Origin of the sequence: Streptomyces sp. NPDC003456, from assembly GCF_042878735.1 — a bacterium.
Taxonomy (GTDB): domain Bacteria; phylum Actinomycetota; class Actinomycetes; order Streptomycetales; family Streptomycetaceae; genus Streptomyces.
This window is the reverse complement of record NZ_JBIAOK010000002.1, coordinates 1,210,707-1,228,440: the sequence shown is the minus strand read 5'-3', so window position 1 is coordinate 1,228,440 and position 17,734 is coordinate 1,210,707. Positions and strand designations below refer to the sequence as shown.

17 protein-coding genes are annotated in these 17,734 nt (G+C 71.3%); 9 read left to right on the top strand and 8 right to left on the bottom strand.

What is annotated here, in order from left to right:
- Positions 1–40: 40 nt before the first annotated feature.
- From ACFYWG_RS10985 to ACFYWG_RS10960, 6 genes are read left to right on the top strand one after another with little or no spacing between them, the layout of a single operon-like run.
- Complete coding sequence (locus tag ACFYWG_RS10985; protein WP_389200689.1) at positions 41–2,575, top strand: glycoside hydrolase family 2 protein; 2,535 nt, start codon at positions 41–43, stop codon at positions 2,573–2,575.
- Positions 2,576–2,587: 12 nt separating this feature from the next.
- Positions 2,588–3,460, top strand: a complete 873-nt coding sequence (locus ACFYWG_RS10980; protein WP_389200687.1) for a fumarylacetoacetate hydrolase family protein — start codon at positions 2,588–2,590, stop codon at positions 3,458–3,460.
- Positions 3,457–3,906 carry a hypothetical protein gene (locus ACFYWG_RS10975; protein WP_389200685.1) on the top strand — a complete coding sequence of 150 codons (450 nt, stop codon included), beginning with the start codon at positions 3,457–3,459 and terminating at the stop codon, positions 3,904–3,906. Before ACFYWG_RS10980 ends, ACFYWG_RS10975 begins: the two co-directional genes overlap by 4 nt.
- Positions 3,893–4,531 (top strand): bifunctional 4-hydroxy-2-oxoglutarate aldolase/2-dehydro-3-deoxy-phosphogluconate aldolase, encoded by a 639-nt coding sequence (locus tag ACFYWG_RS10970; RefSeq protein WP_389200683.1) that lies wholly within the window; start codon positions 3,893–3,895, stop codon positions 4,529–4,531. The genes ACFYWG_RS10975 and ACFYWG_RS10970 overlap by 14 nt, the downstream gene beginning before the upstream one ends.
- A complete protein-coding gene (locus tag ACFYWG_RS10965; protein WP_389200681.1) occupies positions 4,528–5,415 on the top strand; it encodes an SMP-30/gluconolactonase/LRE family protein in 888 nt (295 codons plus the stop codon). The genes ACFYWG_RS10970 and ACFYWG_RS10965 overlap by 4 nt, the downstream gene beginning before the upstream one ends.
- Complete coding sequence (locus tag ACFYWG_RS10960; RefSeq protein ID WP_389200679.1) at positions 5,412–6,434, top strand: sugar kinase; 1,023 nt, start codon at positions 5,412–5,414, stop codon at positions 6,432–6,434. The genes ACFYWG_RS10965 and ACFYWG_RS10960 overlap by 4 nt, the downstream gene beginning before the upstream one ends.
- Before the next feature lie 216 nt (positions 6,435–6,650).
- Here the strand turns inward: ACFYWG_RS10960 and ACFYWG_RS10955 are convergent, their stop codons facing one another.
- The 5 genes from ACFYWG_RS10955 to ACFYWG_RS10935 form a co-directional block, all read right to left on the bottom strand.
- Complete coding sequence (locus ACFYWG_RS10955) at positions 6,651–7,160, bottom strand: gluconokinase (protein WP_383505373.1); 510 nt, start codon at positions 7,158–7,160, stop codon at positions 6,651–6,653.
- Positions 7,161–7,199: 39 nt separating this feature from the next.
- On the bottom strand, positions 7,200–8,246 hold the full coding sequence (locus tag ACFYWG_RS10950; RefSeq protein WP_389200677.1) for a glucose 1-dehydrogenase: 1,047 nt from the start codon (positions 8,244–8,246) through the stop codon (positions 7,200–7,202).
- Positions 8,247–8,537: 291 nt separating this feature from the next.
- Complete coding sequence (locus ACFYWG_RS10945) at positions 8,538–9,071, bottom strand: GNAT family N-acetyltransferase (RefSeq protein WP_389200675.1); 534 nt, start codon at positions 9,069–9,071, stop codon at positions 8,538–8,540.
- A 210-nt stretch (positions 9,072–9,281) separates the two neighbouring features.
- Positions 9,282–10,349 carry an RNA ligase (ATP) gene (locus tag ACFYWG_RS10940; protein ID WP_389200673.1) on the bottom strand — a complete coding sequence of 356 codons (1,068 nt, stop codon included), beginning with the start codon at positions 10,347–10,349 and terminating at the stop codon, positions 9,282–9,284.
- Positions 10,350–10,481: 132 nt separating this feature from the next.
- Positions 10,482–11,621: a PucR family transcriptional regulator gene (locus tag ACFYWG_RS10935; protein WP_385418468.1), complete on the bottom strand. Its 1,140-nt coding sequence runs from the start codon at positions 11,619–11,621 to the stop codon at positions 10,482–10,484.
- An 86-nt stretch (positions 11,622–11,707) separates the two neighbouring features.
- On the opposite strand from ACFYWG_RS10935, the gene ACFYWG_RS10930 reads away from it, so the two are divergent.
- Both ACFYWG_RS10930 and ACFYWG_RS10925 read left to right on the top strand, forming a co-directional pair.
- Positions 11,708–12,766 (top strand): ferredoxin reductase, encoded by a 1,059-nt coding sequence (locus ACFYWG_RS10930; RefSeq protein ID WP_383505358.1) that lies wholly within the window; start codon positions 11,708–11,710, stop codon positions 12,764–12,766.
- A gap of 7 nt (positions 12,767–12,773) precedes the next feature.
- Positions 12,774–13,892, top strand: coding sequence for a fatty acid desaturase family protein (locus tag ACFYWG_RS10925; protein WP_389200670.1), 1,119 nt, complete (start codon positions 12,774–12,776; stop codon positions 13,890–13,892).
- A 144-nt stretch (positions 13,893–14,036) separates the two neighbouring features.
- Here the strand turns inward: ACFYWG_RS10925 and ACFYWG_RS10920 are convergent, their stop codons facing one another.
- The 3 genes from ACFYWG_RS10920 to ACFYWG_RS10910 all read right to left on the bottom strand — a co-directional run bounded on the left by ACFYWG_RS10920 (position 14,037) and on the right by ACFYWG_RS10910 (position 16,930).
- Positions 14,037–14,771 (bottom strand): D-Ala-D-Ala carboxypeptidase family metallohydrolase, encoded by a 735-nt coding sequence (locus tag ACFYWG_RS10920; protein ID WP_389200668.1) that lies wholly within the window; start codon positions 14,769–14,771, stop codon positions 14,037–14,039.
- 135 nt (positions 14,772–14,906) lie between these two features.
- Complete coding sequence (locus ACFYWG_RS10915; RefSeq protein WP_389200666.1) at positions 14,907–15,566, bottom strand: response regulator; 660 nt, start codon at positions 15,564–15,566, stop codon at positions 14,907–14,909.
- Positions 15,563–16,930 (bottom strand): sensor histidine kinase, encoded by a 1,368-nt coding sequence (locus ACFYWG_RS10910; RefSeq protein WP_389200664.1) that lies wholly within the window; start codon positions 16,928–16,930, stop codon positions 15,563–15,565. The genes ACFYWG_RS10915 and ACFYWG_RS10910 overlap by 4 nt, the downstream gene beginning before the upstream one ends.
- Before the next feature lie 244 nt (positions 16,931–17,174).
- On the opposite strand from ACFYWG_RS10910, the gene ACFYWG_RS10905 reads away from it, so the two are divergent.
- Positions 17,175–17,720 (top strand): heme-binding protein, encoded by a 546-nt coding sequence (locus tag ACFYWG_RS10905; protein WP_385418453.1) that lies wholly within the window; start codon positions 17,175–17,177, stop codon positions 17,718–17,720.
- Positions 17,721–17,734 lie beyond the last annotated feature (14 nt).

The window sequence follows — 17,734 nt, the reverse complement described above, 5'->3', positions numbered from 1 at the left end:
CGTCCACAGACCAATGGTTCACCTTCTTGTGAGAGGTGTCATGCGAGAGATCACCGCAGTGCACGACGGCTGGCAGCTGACGCCCGTCCGCCTCGCGGCCGGCGCGCCGGGGTGGCCGACCACCGCAGCTCCCGTACCGGCGACCGTGCCCGGCTGCGTTCACACGGACCTCCTGGCGGCGGGACTGCTGGAGGACCCCTACCTCGACAGCAACGAGGAGACCCAGCACTGGATCGGAGACAGCGACTGGCGCTACACCACCCGGCTCGCCCTCGTCGCCTCCCCGGCCGACCGCACGGAGATCGTCTTCGACGGCCTGGACACGGTGGCCGAGGTGTCACTGAACGGACGGCTGCTGGCCCGCACGCGGAACATGCACCGCGGACACCGTATCGACCTGACCGGCCAGTCCCCCGGTGAACACGAGCTCTCCGTCGTGTTCCGGGCGGCCCGCGACCACGCGCTGGCCGTCCGTGACCAGGTCGGAGAGCGCCCGAACGTCTATGACGAGCCTTTTCAGTACATCCGCAAGATGGCGTGCAACTTCGGCTGGGACTGGGGGCCCACCCTGCTCACCGCCGGCATCTGGAAGGACGTATGCCTCGAGCGGTGGTCCCTCGCGCGACTCGGCCGCGTCCGTCCCCAGGTCACCGTCGACCAGGGCACCGGTGAGGTCCTGGTACTCGTCGATCTCGAACGAGCGGGGGACGGGGACGAGGATCTGCTCGTCTCCGCGCGAATCGGCGACGTGAGCACCACCGTCACCGTGCCGGCGGGGGAGCTGTCGGCACGGGTGCGCCTGTCCGTCCCCGACGTCGAGCTGTGGTGGCCCCACGACATGGGGGCGCAGCCGTTGTACGACCTCGCGGTCCGGCTGGCCGACCGCGACGGTGAGGCCCTGGACGAGTGGTCCCGCCGTGTCGGATTCCGCACGGTCGAGGTGCGCACCACCCCCGACGAGCACGGCACCCCGTTCACCTTCGTGGTCAACGGCACGGAGATCTTCGTCCGCGGGGTGAACTGGATCCCCGACGACTGCTTCCCCAGCCGCATCACCCCTGACCGCCTGCGCGCCAGGGCCCGGCAGGCCGTCGAGGCGAACGTCAACCTGCTGCGCGTCTGGGGCGGCGGCATGTACGAGAGCGACGACTTCTACTCCGTCTGCGACGAACTGGGAATCCTCGTGTGGCAGGACTTTCTGTTCGCCTGCTCCGCATACCCGGAGGAAGCGCCCCTGTGGGACGAGGTCGCGGCCGAGGCAGAGGAGAACGTGGTGCGCCTCATGCCGCACCCGAGCCTCGTCCTGTGGTGCGGCAACAACGAGAACATCTGGGGGCACGAGGACTGGGGCTGGAAGGAGGAGCTCGGCGGCCGCACCTGGGGGCGGGGCTACTACACGGACCTGCTGCCCGGCATCGTGGCCGAACTCGATGCGACGCGGGCGTACTGGCCGGGCAGCCCGTACTCCGGCAGCGAACACATCCACCCCAACGATCCGGCGCACGGTGCGACCCACATCTGGAGGGTGTGGAACGAACTCGACTACGCGGAGTACCGGGCCTACGCGCCCCGCTTCGTCGCGGAGTTCGGATTCCAGGGGCCGCCCAACTGGTCGACTCTCACCCGGGCCGTCCACGACGATCCGCTGCTTCCCGACTCCGCGGGTGTTCTGGCCCATCAGAAGGCCGACGACGGCAACGGGAAGCTGGCGCGCGGCATGGCGTCCCACCTGCCCGAGCCACGCGACACCGACGACTGGCACTACCTCACCCAGCTCAACCAGGCGCGTGCGGTCACCTTCGGCCTCGAACACTTCCGTTCACTCGCGCCCCTGTGCCGGGGGGCGATCGTCTGGCAGCTCAACGACTGCTGGCCGGTCACCTCGTGGGCGGCGATCGACGGCGACGGAGGCCGCAAGCCCCTGTGGTACGCGATGCGCCGGGCCTACGCGGCACGGTTGCTGACCGTGCAGCCGCGACCGGGCGGCCTCGCCGTGGTCGCCGTCAACGACGGCCGGGACCCCTGGGCCGGCAGGGTGCGCCTGCAACGGCTCTCGTTCGACGGGACCATGCTGGCCGAGGACTCCGCGGACGCTTCGGTGGCACCCGGTGCGACGGTGACGCTGGATCTCCCGGCCGACCTCGTCGCCTGCGGCGAGCGCACATCCGAGGTGCTCGTGGCGGCCTTCGGCACGGAGCGGGCCCTGTGGTTCTTCGCGGAGGACCGCGAACTCGACCTCCCCTGCGCCGCGTTCTCGGTGGCGGCCGCTCAGCGACAGGACGGCGTCGAGCTGACCGTGACGGCGACAGGCCCGGTCCGCGGACTCGTCGTCCAGGCCGACCGGCTGGACCCGGAGGCCGAAGCGGACGACCAGGTCATCGACCTGCTGCCCGGAGAAGCGCGTGTGGTGCGCATCGCGACGGACGTGCCGGCCGACGATCCGCGCTGGGTCGTCGCGCCCGTCCTGCGCACGGTGAACGACATCGTGCGGGCCCCACGCAGGCAGCGCGCACAAGGTGAGCCCGCTGCCGCTGCGACGCGCGACGACCCGCTCGCCGGCCCCCGTCCGGCCTGAAGGAGAAGACACATGCACCTCGTCCGCTACCGCGCATCGTCCGGTCGCCCGCGTGTGGGCGTCCGGGAAGGCGACGCCGTACGGCCCGTCCAGGTGGACTCCATGGCCGAACTGCTCGCTCAGCCCATGTCACGCATCCGGCAACTGGTCGACGCGGCGCGCTCCCACGCACCCGTCGCCAGCACCGACGTCCGCGTCCTGCCCCCGGTCGACGGCCGCACCGAGGTGTGGGCGAGCGGAGTCACCTACCGCCGTTCCCGGGAAGCGCGCATCGAGGAGTCGAGCCAGCGCAGCGTCTACCGACTCGTCTACGACGCGGACCGGCCCGAGCTCTTCTTCAAGGCCGCGGCGTGGCGCGTCGTCACGAACGGGGAGCCGGTGGCGATCCGAGGCGACTCCCTGATCAACGTGCCGGAGGCGGAGCTGGCCGTCGTCTGCAACCGGGACGGCGAGATCGCCGGGTATGTCGTCTGCAACGACATGAGCTCGCGGAGCATCGAGGGCGATAACCCTCTCTACCTGCCGCAGGCGAAGATCTACGCGGGCTCCTGCGCCGTCTCCGACGGGATCCGGCCCGCGTGGGAGGTGACGGCCGAAGACCTGCCCATCTCGCTCACGGTCTCCCGGGCCGGCCGTCCCGCCTACCACGGTGAGACGTCGACCGCGATGATGCACCGCCCGCTGACCCAGCTCGTGAGTCACCTGTTCGCAGCCGAGAACCACCCCGACGGCGCGCTGCTGTCGACGGGTACCGGGATCGTGCCCGACATCAACTTCAGCCTCGAGGTGGGTGACACGGTGACCGTGGTGATCGACGGGGTGGGGACCCTCACCAACGACGTGGTGACGGGTCCCGAGCATTTCGGCTATCTGGGGCGACGATGACCGCCACCGCTCAGGAACGGGGAGCCGAACAGAGGCTTGAGGTGCGCATCGCCACCGATCCGGCGCACGGCGGGCGCTGGACGTCACTGACGGCCGGCGGGCGTGAATGGCGCTGGCACCGGAAGGACCCCCGCCGGGCGGGCGCCGCGCCCGGACATCCGTTCACCGACGCCGGTGGACTGGAGGAGTGCGTCCCCACTGTCCGCGGTCGGCCCGACCACGGCGACGCCTGGTCGCGGTCGTGGCACACCGGGGACGGCGAGGAGTACGTGGACTGTCCAGGCTTCCGGCTGTCGCGGCGGATCGGCTCCGACGGCCCAACGGCGCTGGTCGACTACCGGCTCAGCGCGGATCCCGGCCATGAACTCCGCCGGCGGCTGAGGGTCGAAGCCACCCGCCACCACCGCACCCCGCACAAGGAAGAAGCAACGCGTGGAACTCGTTGACGCCCTGCGCACCCACCGTCTCGTCGCCATCGTGCGCGGCACCGATCCCTCCTCGGCACTCGACTCCGTACGCACACTGGCCCGCGAGGGTGTCACGTTGGTCGAGGTCTCCCTCACCAGCACGGACGCGCTCGACGTCCTAGCCGGTGCCCGCGCCGCCCTCGGGCCGGACGCTCCCCTGGGCGCGGGCACCGTCCTGAGCGCGGACGACGCCCGTGCCGCTCACCGGGCAGGGGCCGACTTCGTGGTGACGCCCGCCGTATGTGAGGGGATCACGGCGGCCAGGCAGCTGGGTCTGCCGGTACTGGCGGGTGCCATGACGCCCAGCGAGGTCGTCGAGGCCGTGCGCCTGGGGGCCGAGGCCGTCAAACTGTTCCCCGCGTCGGACGCGGGCGGACCGGCGTATCTCCGCGCACTGCTCGGCCCGTTCCCCGAGGTGCCGTTCGTTCCGGTCGGGGGCGTGGACACCGCCGCCGCCCGGACCTATCTGGCATGCGGCGCCGTCGCCGTGGGCGTGGGGTCACCGCTGATCGGGGACGCCGCCGACGGGGGAAGCTCCGACGCTCTGCGCCTGCGCGCCCGCGCCTTCCTGGAGACGGTCGCCACGAAGGGAGACGACCAGTGACGCGGACGCCGCGGCCCGTGGCGGCCTGGCCCGAGCGGTTCGCGCTGGGGGAAGGCATCCGACGCCTGAACGACAGCATCGTCCTCGTCGACCTCCTGGAAGGAAAGCTGTTCCGCAGCCCGGGTGAGACCTCGCCCCTGAGCCTCGTCGCGCAACTCCCCGTCCCTCTTGGCGGGGTGGCGCCGATCGAGGGAGTCCCCCTAGGCTGGATCGCCGCCGCGGGCACGGGCATCTGCACCATCACGCCCGATGGGCGGGTCGACTGGCTGGCCCGCCCGGAGGACGGTGCCCCCGTTCCCATGCGCATGAACGACGCGACCGCCGACCCGCACGGGCGGTTCTGGGCGGGGAGCATGGGCTACGGAGGTGTCGAGGACGCGGGCTCCCTCTACCGGGTCGACCCGGACGGAACGGTGGTGCGGGCGCTGACAGGCATCACCGTCCCCAACGGGCCCGCGTTCAGCGCCGACGGCACGCTGATGTACCTGGCCGACAGTGCCCGCGCCGTCGTCCGCCGCTACCCCGCCGACCCCACCACCGGGGCGCTCGGTGCGCCCGAGGTCTTCGCCGAGTTCCCCCAGGGGAGCCCCGACGGCATGACCGTCGACGCGGCCGGTGCCCTGTGGGTCGCGGTCTGGGACGGCGGAGCCGTGCACCGTTACCTCCCCGACAAGACCCTCGACCGCGTGGTCACGCTGCCCGCCCGCCGGCCGACGTGCGTCTGCCTCGACGGCACGACCCTCTATGTCACCAGCGCCCGGATCGGCCTCGACGCGCCGGGGCCGGACGACGGCGCGGTGTTCACGACGACCGTCGACGTCCCCGGCGTCCCCGGCGTCCCCGGCGTTCCGGCCGCCGCCCACCGGCCGAGCGAACCCGCATGACCGCCCTGTGGCGCCCCGAGCCGGGCCCGGTGACATGCATCGGGGAGACCATGGCCGCCCTGGTCCCCGAACCCGTCGTCCCGCTGGAGACGGCAGACCTGCTCCGTGTCGACGTGGCGGGCGCGGAGTCCAACGTCGCGAGGTACCTCGCCGACCACCGGGTTCCCGCCCGCTGGGTGTCCGCCGTGGGTGATGACCCCTGGGGACGGCTGGTCCGCACCCGCGTCGCGGAGAGCGGCGTGGACACCAGTGCCGTACGGACCGATCCGCAGCGGCCCACCGGCGTGCTCTTCAAGAACCCCGGAGCGTATGGCACGCGCGTCCAGTACTACCGGCAGAGGTCGGCGGCTTCCGCCCTCGCACCGGAGCTGCTCGGCGACCCGGCGGTGACGAGCGCCGCGCTCGTCCACCTCACCGGCATCACCGCCGCCCTTTCACCCTCCTGCCGGGCACTGGTCACCGAGGCCCTCCGCCTGCACGTCGGTGGGCGCCCGTACGTGGTGAGCTTCGACGTGAACCACCGAGCGGCGTTGTGGAGCGACGGCTCGGCGGCGACCGTGCTCGCCCGGTTCGCCGACCGGGCGGACATCACGTTCGTCGGCCTGGACGAAGCCCAGGCCCTGTGGGGAAACCACCTGGTGGACGCGGTGGCCGTGCGACGGATGCTGCCCGGCCCCCGCATCCTCGTCGTCAAGGACGGTGACCGCGAAGCGACCGCGTTCAGGGGCGCCGAACAGTGCGCCGTCCCCGCACCGCACGTCCGGGTCGTCGAGCCGATCGGTGCGGGAGACGCTTTCGCCGCCGGATTCCTGGCGGCACTGCTGCGCGGCTACGACACCGTCCGGGCACTGCGCCTCGGCCATCTCACCGCCGCCTCCGCACTGCGGGTCGGCGGCGACCACGGCCCGCTCCCACCGCGCTCGCAGATCGAGGAGTTGCTGGCCGCGAGCGACGCCCAATGGGCAATGCACGGTGCGGGTGCGGGCACGAAGGGGGCCACTCGTGCCGGTGACCCCTAGACCGATCCGGACGGTGCACGGGGCGCCCGCGCCGCGTCCTCGTCCTCGCACGGCAGCTCACACGCTGCCACTTCGGCGGACTGGAGCTCCAGTGGGCACCGCTGGGCTGTCACACCGCCGGTGTGCTCTGGCACCCGGGCGGCGCGGTGGGTCGGGAGCGCGCCCGGAGGCCAGAGCTGTGCACCGGGTGCGGGTGCGCGTCAGTTCATGAGCCGCTCATGAGGAAAGGACGGCGGTGTGAGCGAGGGCAGCGGTCTGCTCTGGCGTTCCGTCGATCGGGACGGCCGCGCCCCTTTCCTCCTCGCCCAGCGGTTCGAGGTCGGACATCTGCGAACGGAGCAGCTCGGGCGGCATGAAATGGCCCCGCCGGGCGGTGATGCGTGCGGCGATGAGCTCGGGTGAGCCGTCGAGGTGGAGGAAGAAGACGTGTGGCGCGGCGGAGGCCAGCCGGTCACGGTAGCGCCGTTTGAGCGCCGAGCATGTCACCACTCCCCCGCTGTCCGCATGGTCGACCAGCCACTGTGCGATCTTGTCCAGCCAGGGTCCGCGGTCGGTGTCGTCGAGGGGGTGGCCCGCTCGCATCTTCGCCACGTTGGACGCGGGGTGGAAGTCGTCCCCCTCGGCATACACAACATCGAGGCTCTCTGCCAGCAGTCGGCCCACTGTGGTCTTTCCCGAGCCCGAAACGCCCATGACGACAACCAAGGGAACGGTGTGGTGAGACATTCAGGTCCTTCCTTCGAGATGATGTCCCTTACCGATCGATCAGAGGTCGATGACCACTTTGACGTCGTCCTGTTGTGGGCTGAACGCTTCCATCGCGCGCTCCAGCGGCACCCGCCGAGTGATCATGCGCTCCAGCCATGACAGGTCCGCCTGCGCCAGGGCGTCGGCAGCCTGGCGGTAGTGACGCAGGTTGGCGTTGACCGATCCGACCACCGCGTCGTTCTGCAGGACGATCTCCCTGTTGATGGCGCCACCGTCCACGGTCGTCCTGCGGCCCGTGGGAGACACCCCGGTCAGGCACACGACTCCGTAGGGCGCGGTGCCCGTCAGGGAGGTGAGGACCACCTCGTTCGCGCCCGTGGCCTCGATGACGACATCCGGGCGGATACTGGTGATGACCTGCTCGACGTCCCCCGCGTGGTACGTGGCACCCAGGTCCCGTACCAGGGCGGGCTTGGTCCCGTCGGTCACCCGGTCGAGCACATGCACTTCCAGACCGCGCTGTGCGCCCAGAAGAGCGGCCAGCAGACCGATGGGCCCCGCGCCCGTCACCAGGACGCGGCGTGGCTCGAACCACGAGCGGGCACCGACACGCTCGACCTGTTCCCACGCTTTGGCCACCACGGAAGTCGGCTCCAGAAGCACACCGACGCGCTCCAGATGCGGCGCAAGCTTCACCGCGTAGTCGGCCTCCACGCACCACGTCTGCGCGCCGAAGCCGTCGATGCTCTTGATGCCGCGTTCGGTGTAGCGGCCGTTGCGGCACATGTCGAACTCGCCCTGCGCGCAGGCCCCGCAGGGCTCCGGGTCCGGTCGCCGTACCACCCCGGCCACCAGGTCGCCGGCCGTGAAGTCGCTGCCCGGCGGCGCCTGCCGGACTCTCCCGAGGGACTCGTGCCCCAGCACCAGCCACTCACGCTCCGCGGGAGCCCAGCCGTACTCGCCCTGGACGATCTCCTTGTCGGTTCCGCACACGCCCACGGCCAGGCCCTGGACCAGCAGCTCACCGGCTGCCGGAACGGGATCGGGCACATCCCGCACCTCGAGGGACCCCTTCTCACCGGGCCGCACGGTCAATGCACGCATCGCCAACCTCGTCCCTCCTGTCATGGCGCCGTTCGCGGGCACCGCTCCCTGACGTATGTCCCGTTCGGGGTCCTTCAGCACCAGTCCGCCGGCATGACGACTCGGGAGTGTGCACCGGGCAGTGTCCGGATCAAGTCCCCGTCAGGGGCGAGGCGCCATCCGGAGCGGTGAAGCACCGATCTGGCGCGGCCGCAGGCCCCCGGTCACCCATTCGCGGCTCCGCAACGGGCCACCGGCTATCGGGTCCGGCCTCACCGGCTCGGGCGTCCACGGACCGCTGATGGCAAGCCGCTACTCCTGATACTGCGTCAGGTCGATGGCGTACAGCACCAGGTCGTGGCCGTGGAGCGGATCCTGCGCGGTGCCTTCCGCGTGCATGCCGAGCTTGCCGAGTACGTTCGCCGAGGCTCTGTCGTCCACCCGGCACACCGCGACCACGCGGTCCAGACCCCGGTCCTGCACGGCGAACTCCAGCGACGCGTGGGCCGCTTCGGAAGCGTATCCCTGTCCCCAGAACGCCCGACCCAGCCGCCAGCCGATCGCCACCTGGCCGGCGATCTCGGCCGGGGTCTCCGCCACGGAGAGGCCGACGGCACCGGCCAGTTCACCGGAGCCCAGGAGCTCGACGGCGAACATCCCGAAGCCTTCCTCGTCCCACTCCTCCTCCCACGCCTCGATGTCCTGGGCCGTCTGCTCCAGGGAACGGGTCTTGCCGTCTCCGACGTGCTGCATCACCACGGGATGGGCGTGGATCTCCGACAGAGCGACGAGGTCGTCGTCGAACCATCGGCGCAGGACGAGGCGCGGTGTACGGATTTCGGTCATGGTCCCATCCTGCCGACGCGGCCTCGCCGAAGCGAACCGGGGCGCCGCCCGTGGTCACGGGGGCAGGCGTCACCCACGGGATTCAATTCGCTCTGACCCACCTCGTGACCGCCGTCGCACCGGGCGGGAGCACCGCCTCCCGACACACTTGAGCAGGCCACGACGCCGGGGGGCCGAGCAGGGTGGCAACTCTGACCCACTCCCCTAGCCTCACTCGTACTCCGTGCCGCCCTTCCGTGTGAGATACGCGGGACTCACCGCCTTGGCGATCGCCCGTCCCCCGGTCACCGGGCTGTACCGCTCACTGGAGGGCCGTATCACCACGCCCTCCCGCAGGTGCAACCCCCGCCCCGACACCGTTTCCCGCCCGGCGGCGACCTCCAGCACGCGGTCGATGTCGTACGGCCCCTGGAAGAGTCGCGGCACCAACGGCAGCTCCCCCTGCAGCAGTTCGGCCGCGTCCAGCCACCGCACCTGCCCGTCGATCTCCGCGGAGACGTCGAAGACGGCGTATCCGAGCGTGTCACGGCGCCCGTCCGCGCCGTACGTCAGGTCCTGCACGCCGGCCCCGTACACCTCGCCGAAGATTCCCACCCGCCGTGCCCCCAGGCGCTCGGCGAGCCGCGCCGCGGCCTCGGCGACGCCGTGCCCGCGCACCGCCCGCCAGTACAGATTGCGTGGATCCTCCTTCAGTGCCAGCGACTTCGCGCCGAAGCCTTTGGACGAGACGTACACGCGTCCCTCGCCCGCGACATACGTCAGCAGGCATGCCGACCCGTGCAGCTTCTCCGTCAGGACCACATCCTCGCCCGGCGTGAAGATCGTGGGGAACCGCTGGATGTTCTCGATGTCGACCCACGGCAGCAGCTCCGACGCGGCCTCCACGTCACCGTTCATCATGGGCGGCACCGGCGGCACCCACTTGGTGATGCCGAGCAGCGTGGCGAAGTCGGTCCCCTCCAGCGCCGCCCGGGCCAGGTCGTACCCCGCGAGCGCCTTGGGCCGGCACACGATGCCCTGCGACAGTTCTCCCCGCAGCCGCACCGCCTTGACCCGGTCCGCGTTGCCGCCCGCGAGCCGCCCGGTCAGCCCCAGCTCCTCGATCAGTTCGGACGGCAGCACCGACTGCTCGGGGATGTACACCGCAGCCTCACCCGTGCGGTAGGCACCCTTGGCGACGACGGCCCGATACAGACCCACCTGGGCCAGCTCGAGCGCATCGGCGTTCGGGTGCTCGTGCACGGTCAACACTTCGGCTGTGACGCGCAGCGTCGACATGGGGGACTCCTCCAGGTACCTACGTGGGTTTCATCGCCACTCAGTCTCCGCACGGGAAAAGGATGGTTCCAACGGATTGGCGCCTGGTAGCGTCAGGCCCTCCGGCTGGCGAGCCAGCCGTCGGCGTACGCGTCAGCTGCCCCGGAGGCCGACCGCCAGCGTCAGTTCGAGGACCCGGTGTGGCGCTGTGAGATCCGGGAACAGCTCGCGCAGTTGCGACATCCGGTACCGGACTGTCTGGGGATGGACGAACAGCGCCGCCGCCACCTCGTCCCGCCTGCCCTGGTGCAGCAGCCACGCCCGCAACGTCTCCTCCAACCGCCGTGCCCTTGCGACAGGCAAGGTCCGCAACGGTGCGAGGGCTCGGGCGCGCAGGTCCGCGAACGCGTCCACGTCGGCGCTCAGCACCAGCTCGGGCAAGTGGTCCTCGGTGTCGCGGATGTCGGAGGAGAGGGAGCGCGCGCGCAGGGCTCGTGCGTAGGAGGCGGACGCCAGAGTCCATGGCCGGGCCGGGCCGGCCACGGCGGTGCGGTCGGTCAGCCTCCGCAACAGAAGTGACCGGTCGGCGTCGGGGACGAGCAGCACACCGGTGGCGTCCGGCAGATCGTCGAGGACGAGGGTGCTCGGGTCGAGCGTGCGGTAGGCCGGCCGGGCCTGGGCGGCGGGCAGCAGGACCGCGGTGAGCGAAACCGGAGGCTGCCACCCGGCCCGTTGAGCGGAGGCCAGCAGCACGTCCGGGCTCGCGCCGGCGAGGAGGTCGCGGGCCAGGTGTTCGAGCTGGCGCTCGTGGGCCCTGCCCTGGGCGGCCAGTTCGTCGGCGTGGCCCGCGGCGCTCGCGGCGGAGAGTTCGTCGATGTAGGCGAAGGTCAACTCGGCGAACTTGGCCACCTCGGCGGCCGGCAGGCCTGCGGGTACCGCACCCTCTGCCAGGCACCGCCAGGCCACGCGTGCTCCGACGCGGTAGGCGCTGAGCAGGGCGTCCATCGAACGGCCGTCGCGGACCTCCCCGCGGCCCAGCTCGTATGCTGCGTCACCGGCGTCGCCTCCCGTGGCCTTCCCGCTCGCGAGGTCCAGGTAGTGCCCCAGGGCGGTGCGGACGGCTCGGCGGATGGTGGCGCCCATGTGCCCCGAAAGGGCGTTGGCGTAGGGAGGGACCTCGTCGATGATCGCCTGGACGACCTCGTCGGCGGTGGTCTTCAGCGCGGCCCGCAGTGCGGTGACCGTGGTGTCGTCCAGGGCCAGTTCGCTGGCCCTCTGGATTGCATGGCTCATCTTTTGTTCCCTGCGAACAATTCTGGCGACCAGATTCACGTCCTGCGGTCAGGACTTTACGCCCTGAGGCGCAGCAAGCTGGAGTCATGACGAGTACGGCCCTGCGCGGCAGGGCGTGGAAACTGCTGGAGATGGTCACGACACCGCTGCTGCCGTCGGACTACCTCGACCTGGTCAGCCCGCTGCGGGCGGGCGCTGACCTGCGCGGGCGCATCGAGTCCGTGCACCCCGAGACGGGTGACGCCGCGACCATCGTGATCAGACCGGGACGGAGCTGGCGCGGCCACACCGCCGGTCAGTACGTGCGGATCGGGGTCGACGTCGACGGGGTGCGCCTGTGGCGTGCCTACTCCATCACCTCGCCGGCCGACCGTCAGGACGGCCGCGTCACGATCACGGTGAAGGCGATCCCGGACGGCAAAGTCAGCAACCACCTGGTCCGCAGGGTCGAACCGGGCACGCTGATCCAGCTCGACCAGCCGACCGGAGACTTCGTGCTGCCCCGGGTCAAGCCCGCCAAGGTGCTCTACCTGACGGCCGGCAGCGGCATCACGCCCGTGATGGGCATGCTGCGCGACACCGAACTCGACGACGTCGTCATGGTCCACTGCGCGCCGCGGCCGCAGGACGTGATCTTCCGCGACGAACTCCACGAGCTGGTCGCGGGCAAGAAGCTGCGACTCACCGAGGTGCACACCGACACCGACGGCATGCTCGACATCGCGCGTCTCGACGAACTCGTGCCCGACTGGGCCGAGCGCGAGACCTGGGCCTGCGGGCCCGCGGGTCTGCTCGACGCCGCCGAAGAGCACTGGACCGGGCACGGCGTCCGAGAGCGCCTGCATACCGAACGATTCCGCTCCAGCATCGTCGTCAGCGGCGACGCGGGCGGCGAGGTCACGTTCAGCGCCACCGGCAAGACCGTCGACGCGGACGGCGCCACGCCGTTGCTGGACATCGGCGAGGACGCCGGCGTGCTCATGCCCTCCGGGTGCCGCATGGGCATCTGCTTCGGCTGCGTCACGCCGCTCAAGGCGGGCGCCGTCCGCGACCTGCGTACCGGCGAGATCACCGAAGCCGAGCCGGGCGTGCTCATCCAGACTTGTGTGTCCGCCGCGGCGGGCCCTTGCGACATCGAACGGTAGGAACACTTTGACCGCCATCGACCCCACCGCCCACCTGACCGCCGAGCAGATCGAGGAGCTCGGCCGCGAGCTGGACGCGATCCGCGACGAGGTGATCGCCAGCCGCGGCGAGAAGGACGCCGCCTACATCCGCAAGGTCATCGCCGCGCAGCGCAAGCTGGAGCTGGCCAGTCGGGGTGTGCTGCTGTTCTCGTTCTTCCCGCCCGCGTGGATCATCGGCACCGCCGGTCTGTCCGTGGCGAAGATCATGGACAACATGGAGATCGGCCACAACATCCTGCACGGCCAGTGGGACTGGATGCGGGACCCGAAGATCCACTCCACCACCTGGGACTGGGACCACGTCTCGCCGGCCGACCAGTGGAAGCACTCGCACAACGAGCTGCACCACACGTACACCAACGTGATCGGCAAGGACAACGACCTCGGTTACGGCATCATGCGCGTCGACGAGGACCAGAAGTGGCAGCCGTTCCACCTCGGCCAGCCCCTGTGGAACTTCATCAACGCCTGCTTCTTCGAGTACGGCATCGCGGCGTACGACCTGGAACTCGGCGCGAACCTCAGCAAGCACCGCCGCAAGAACCCGGAGTTCCGCGCGCGGGCCAGGGCCGTGGGGCGCAAGATCCGCAAGCAGGTGCTCAAGGACTACGTGATCCACCCGCTGCTGTCGGGCCCGTCGTTCCTCCCCACGCTCGCCGCCACGTTCACCGCGAACATGGTGCGCAACCTCTGGTCCCACTCGGTGATCATGTGCGGGCACTTCCCCGAGGGTGTGCAGGTCTTCCAGCGCCGGTCGATCAAGGACGAGACGCGCGGCCAGTGGTACCTGCGCCAGATGATGGGCTCGGCGAACATCAGCGGCAGCAAGGCCATGCACTTCATGACCGGCAACCTGTCCCACCAGATCGAGCACCACCTGTTCCCGGACCTGCCGAGCAACAGGTACGCCGAGGTCGCCGTGAAGGTGCGAGCGCTGTTCGAGAAGTACGAGCTGGAGTACGTCACCGGGCCCCTGCCCAAGCAGGTGTTCTCCGCGTGGCGCAAGGTCTTCCGGCTCTCGCTCCCGAACAGGAAGGCCGAGGTCAGCACGCCGGGCCGCAAGCAAGAGCTCCTCGCGGCCTGATCCAGGTATCCACGTCTTCTCTACTTCGCTGCGGGTGCCGGTCGCCCGGCTGGAGGACGTCGCGGCCGACACCGACAGGTCATGTCGCCTGTGCTGCCCGGCCGGACGCCCGCGCACCGCGCCCGCCGGCACCGGCCACGCGGTTCAGATGCCGCAGGTAGGGGCGGACCAGTACGGGGACGGGTCGAATGCGACGTGGGTGTGGTCGTTGTGAGCGGGGTAGCCCGGACCGAGGATCTCCGAGAAGCCGTGCGTGCGGGCCTGTTGGGCGAGGCGGCACAGGGACGGGGAGCCGGTCAGATCGGCGGCGTCACCGTACAGGTGGCGGCTGGTGGACGAACCGCCGACGGCGTTGTTGCAGGCGTAGGAGCGGAAGCCGCTGGAGACGGTGAGCGGGACGTCGCCGAGCGCGTGCCGCATCGCCTCCAGTTTCCACATGGTCTTCAGCGCGTTGGCCCTGGCGGTGGTCGCCGGGACGGCACCGCCCGACCAGTCTGAGTTGCAGCGGTTGAGCTCGGCGTAGGAGAAGTGGATCGGCGTGCAGTCAGGGTCCTGCAGCGCGTAGAGCTTGCTGAAGGTCGCCGGACCCGCGACCCCGTCGGCGGCGAGGCCGTACGCGGACTGGAACGCCCGTACGGCGGCGGCCGTGCGGGCTCCGTACTGGCCGTCGTACGAGAGACGCTCCCCTGACGTGACCCAGCCCGCCACCCGCACCTGCAGCTGAGTGACGTCACTGCCGGAAGCGCCCTGGGAGAGGGTTCGGCTCCAGGTGTAGCACTCGTCGGCGTGTGCGGTGCCCGCGGTGGCGCCCACACCCACCACCGCACCCGACACGAGCATGACAATCGCGGTGACGAGACGTGCCATCCGTCTGAGCATCCGGACCTCCCGGTCGTCGGTGCGACCACCGCTCCGGCGGCGGTCGTCGAAGCCAGCGTGAGCCCAAGTGCTACGCGCGTCAACGGTCCGGTCAGGAACCCACGGCCTCTTGATGAGTGGCGATGACGGGTGCGTTCACGGCAGCAGGCGCTGCTCCTTCGCGACGGATACGGCGCCCGCGCGGTTGTCCACGCCCAGTTTGTCGTAGATCCGGCGCAGGTGGGTCTTGACCGTGGCCTCGCTGATGAACAGGGCCCGGGCGATCTCGCGGTTGCCGAGGCCGCGGGCGAGCTGGGCCAGGATGTCGCGCTCGCGGCCGGTGAGGGAGGGGCGCGGGCTGCGCAGGCCGGCCATGACCCGGCTGGCGACAGGCGCGGACAGTGCGGGACGGCCTCGGGCGGCGGCGTGGATCGCGGCGAACAGTTCCTCCGGGCGTTCGGCCTTGAGCAGGTAGCCGGTCGCGCCCGCCTCGATGGCGCGGGTGATGTCGGCGTCCGTGTCGTAGGTGGTCAGCACGAGGACGTGCGGGGAGGGACCGGGGGCGCTCGTGAGGCGGCGGGTGGTCTCCACTCCGTCGATGCCCTCTCCCAGCTGGAGGTCCATCAGCACCACGTCCGGAGCCAGCCTCGCGGCCAGGGCGAGTGCCTCTTCGCCGGTCGCCGCCTGGCCGACCACCTCGATGCCCGGGGCGCTGTCGAGCAGGGCGAGCAGTCCGGCCCTGACGACGGCGTGGTCGTCGCAGACGACGATGTGCACGGGTGTGTGCTCCGGGGCCGGGGTGACGGAGTCGGTCATGGGGTTGTCTCCAGGGGGACGGCGGCGGACAGGACCGTGCCCTCTCGCCGCGTCGACTCGACGGTCAGGGTGCCCCCGAGCTGCCCGAGCCGGGCCCGCATGGCGGGCAGGCCGTGGCCCCGCGTCCCGGCCGGTACGGCCGCAGCCGCCGGGTCGAAGCCGTGGCCGTCGTCGGTGACGTCCAGGACGACCTGGTCCTCGAGGACGGTGAGGGTGAGCACGGCGGTGGTCGCGCCGGCGTGTTCCCGGACGTTGGCCAGGGCTCCCTGGGCGACACGCAGCAGGGCCGACTGCACACGGTCCGGCAGCAGCGGGGTCCGTGCGCCGGTGTCCAGGTGGACGCGCACACTGAGGTGGTCGCCGGACTCGCGTGCGGCCAGGGCGTGCAGTGCGTCGTCGAGGCTGCCGCCGGCGAGGTCCGCGGGGGCCAGGTCGTGCACGAAGCGCCGGGCCTCGGTGAGGTTGTGCTCGGCGACGGAGGCGGCGGACCGCACGTGGTCGCGGGCCTTGCCCGGTTCGGACTCCCATACCCGTTCCGCTGCCTGGAGGAGCATGCGCTGGCTGGACAGACCCTGGGCGAGGGTGTCGTGGATCTCCATGGACAGCCGCTGGCGTTCGGTGAGGGTGCCGGCACGGCGCTCGGACGCGGCGAGTTCGCGGCGGGTGCGGAGCAGGTCGTCGATCAGGGCGCGCTGCCGGGCGGCCTGCCTGCGGGTCTGCAGGAACACGGCCGTGGCGATGGCGGCGACGGCCGGGGGCGCGAGCAGCTGGTTCGGGTCGACGTGTCCGGCGAGTCTGAGCTGCGCGGCGACGACGAACGTCGTCAGGACGGCGACCAGGACGAGTGCCGCGCGAGTCGGCAGGGTGCGCAGGCCGGTGTAGAAGAGCGGCACCGCGCACCAGGAGAAGCTCGGCGCGAGGACCACGAGGACCATCCACACGACGACGACCAGTGCGAGCCAAGCCGGTCCGAGCCAGGAGGGCCGGGCACCGGACGCCGGCCGGGGATCGGACGCCGGCCGGGGGTCGGACGGGCGCTGAGGGGCCGGTTCGATGCGGGCGGGTGCGCGGTGCGGCCGGCGGGGTCGGCTGGGTCGGCGGGACCACAAGCCGACGGCCCCGCTGGGGTCCGGCGCCCGCTGGTCCGCTCGCTGCGGGTCCGGTTCCGCCGTCCCGTCGGCCAGGGCGGGTCCCAGCAGGTGCAGGACAGCCAGGGTGAGCGACAGGGCGATGATCCAGGGTGTGCGGGGCTCATCCGGGTGGCGTGTCAGGAAGCGGGCCAGGGCGCCACCGAGCAGCAGGAAGAACGCTGCGTGCAGCACGGCGCCCAGCCACCGGTCGTACGGGTCGTGCGGCTTCGGCATCCGGCCGTGGCTCCCTTCCAGCCGTTCTTGCTCGCCCACGCTGAACTGCGTAAACACTCCCATTGTCGCGGGTCGGGACGACCTGGGGGTCAACCGATCGGATGACACCGCCGTCGTCCTTTCCGCCCGCCGGGAACAGCCGGAACACCGACCGGACGGAGCAGGTGTCGGGGCGAGGGTGGAGAGCACGACAGGCGGCCCGGACCACGGTGGCCGCCCACCCGTCCCGAGGAGCAGACCCAGCATGAAGAACCTCTCCAGGCGCGCCCGCATCACCACCGGCGCCGCCGCCCTCGCCGTCGTCGGCGCCGCGGCCTTCGGCACGGTGTCCGCGAACGCCTCCGCGCCGGCCGCCGCCCCGGTGCAGTCCGCCGCGCCGGGCACCACGACCACCTCCACACACCTGACGATCGACGCCGCCACCCGGGCCGCGCGGGCCGCGCTCGACGCCGCCGAGGCGGAGCAGCAGCGGGTCACGGTCGCCGTCGTCGACCGCAACGGCAACACCGTCGTCACGCTCCGCGGCGACGGCGCGGGCCCGCAGTCGTACGAGTCGGCGGAGCGCAAGGCCTTCACCGCCGTGTCCTGGAACGCGCCCACCTCCGAGCTGGCCGGACGCCTGGACCAGACACCGAACCTCAAGGACATCCCCGGCACCCTCTTCCTCGGCGGCGGCGTCCCGGTCACGGCCCGCAACGCGCCGATCGCCGGTATCGGCGTGGCCGGCGCCCCGTCCGGCACCCTGGACGAGAAGTACGCGCGGGCGGGCGCAGCAGCCCTGGGCCGCTAGGCGCCCGCTGAGGG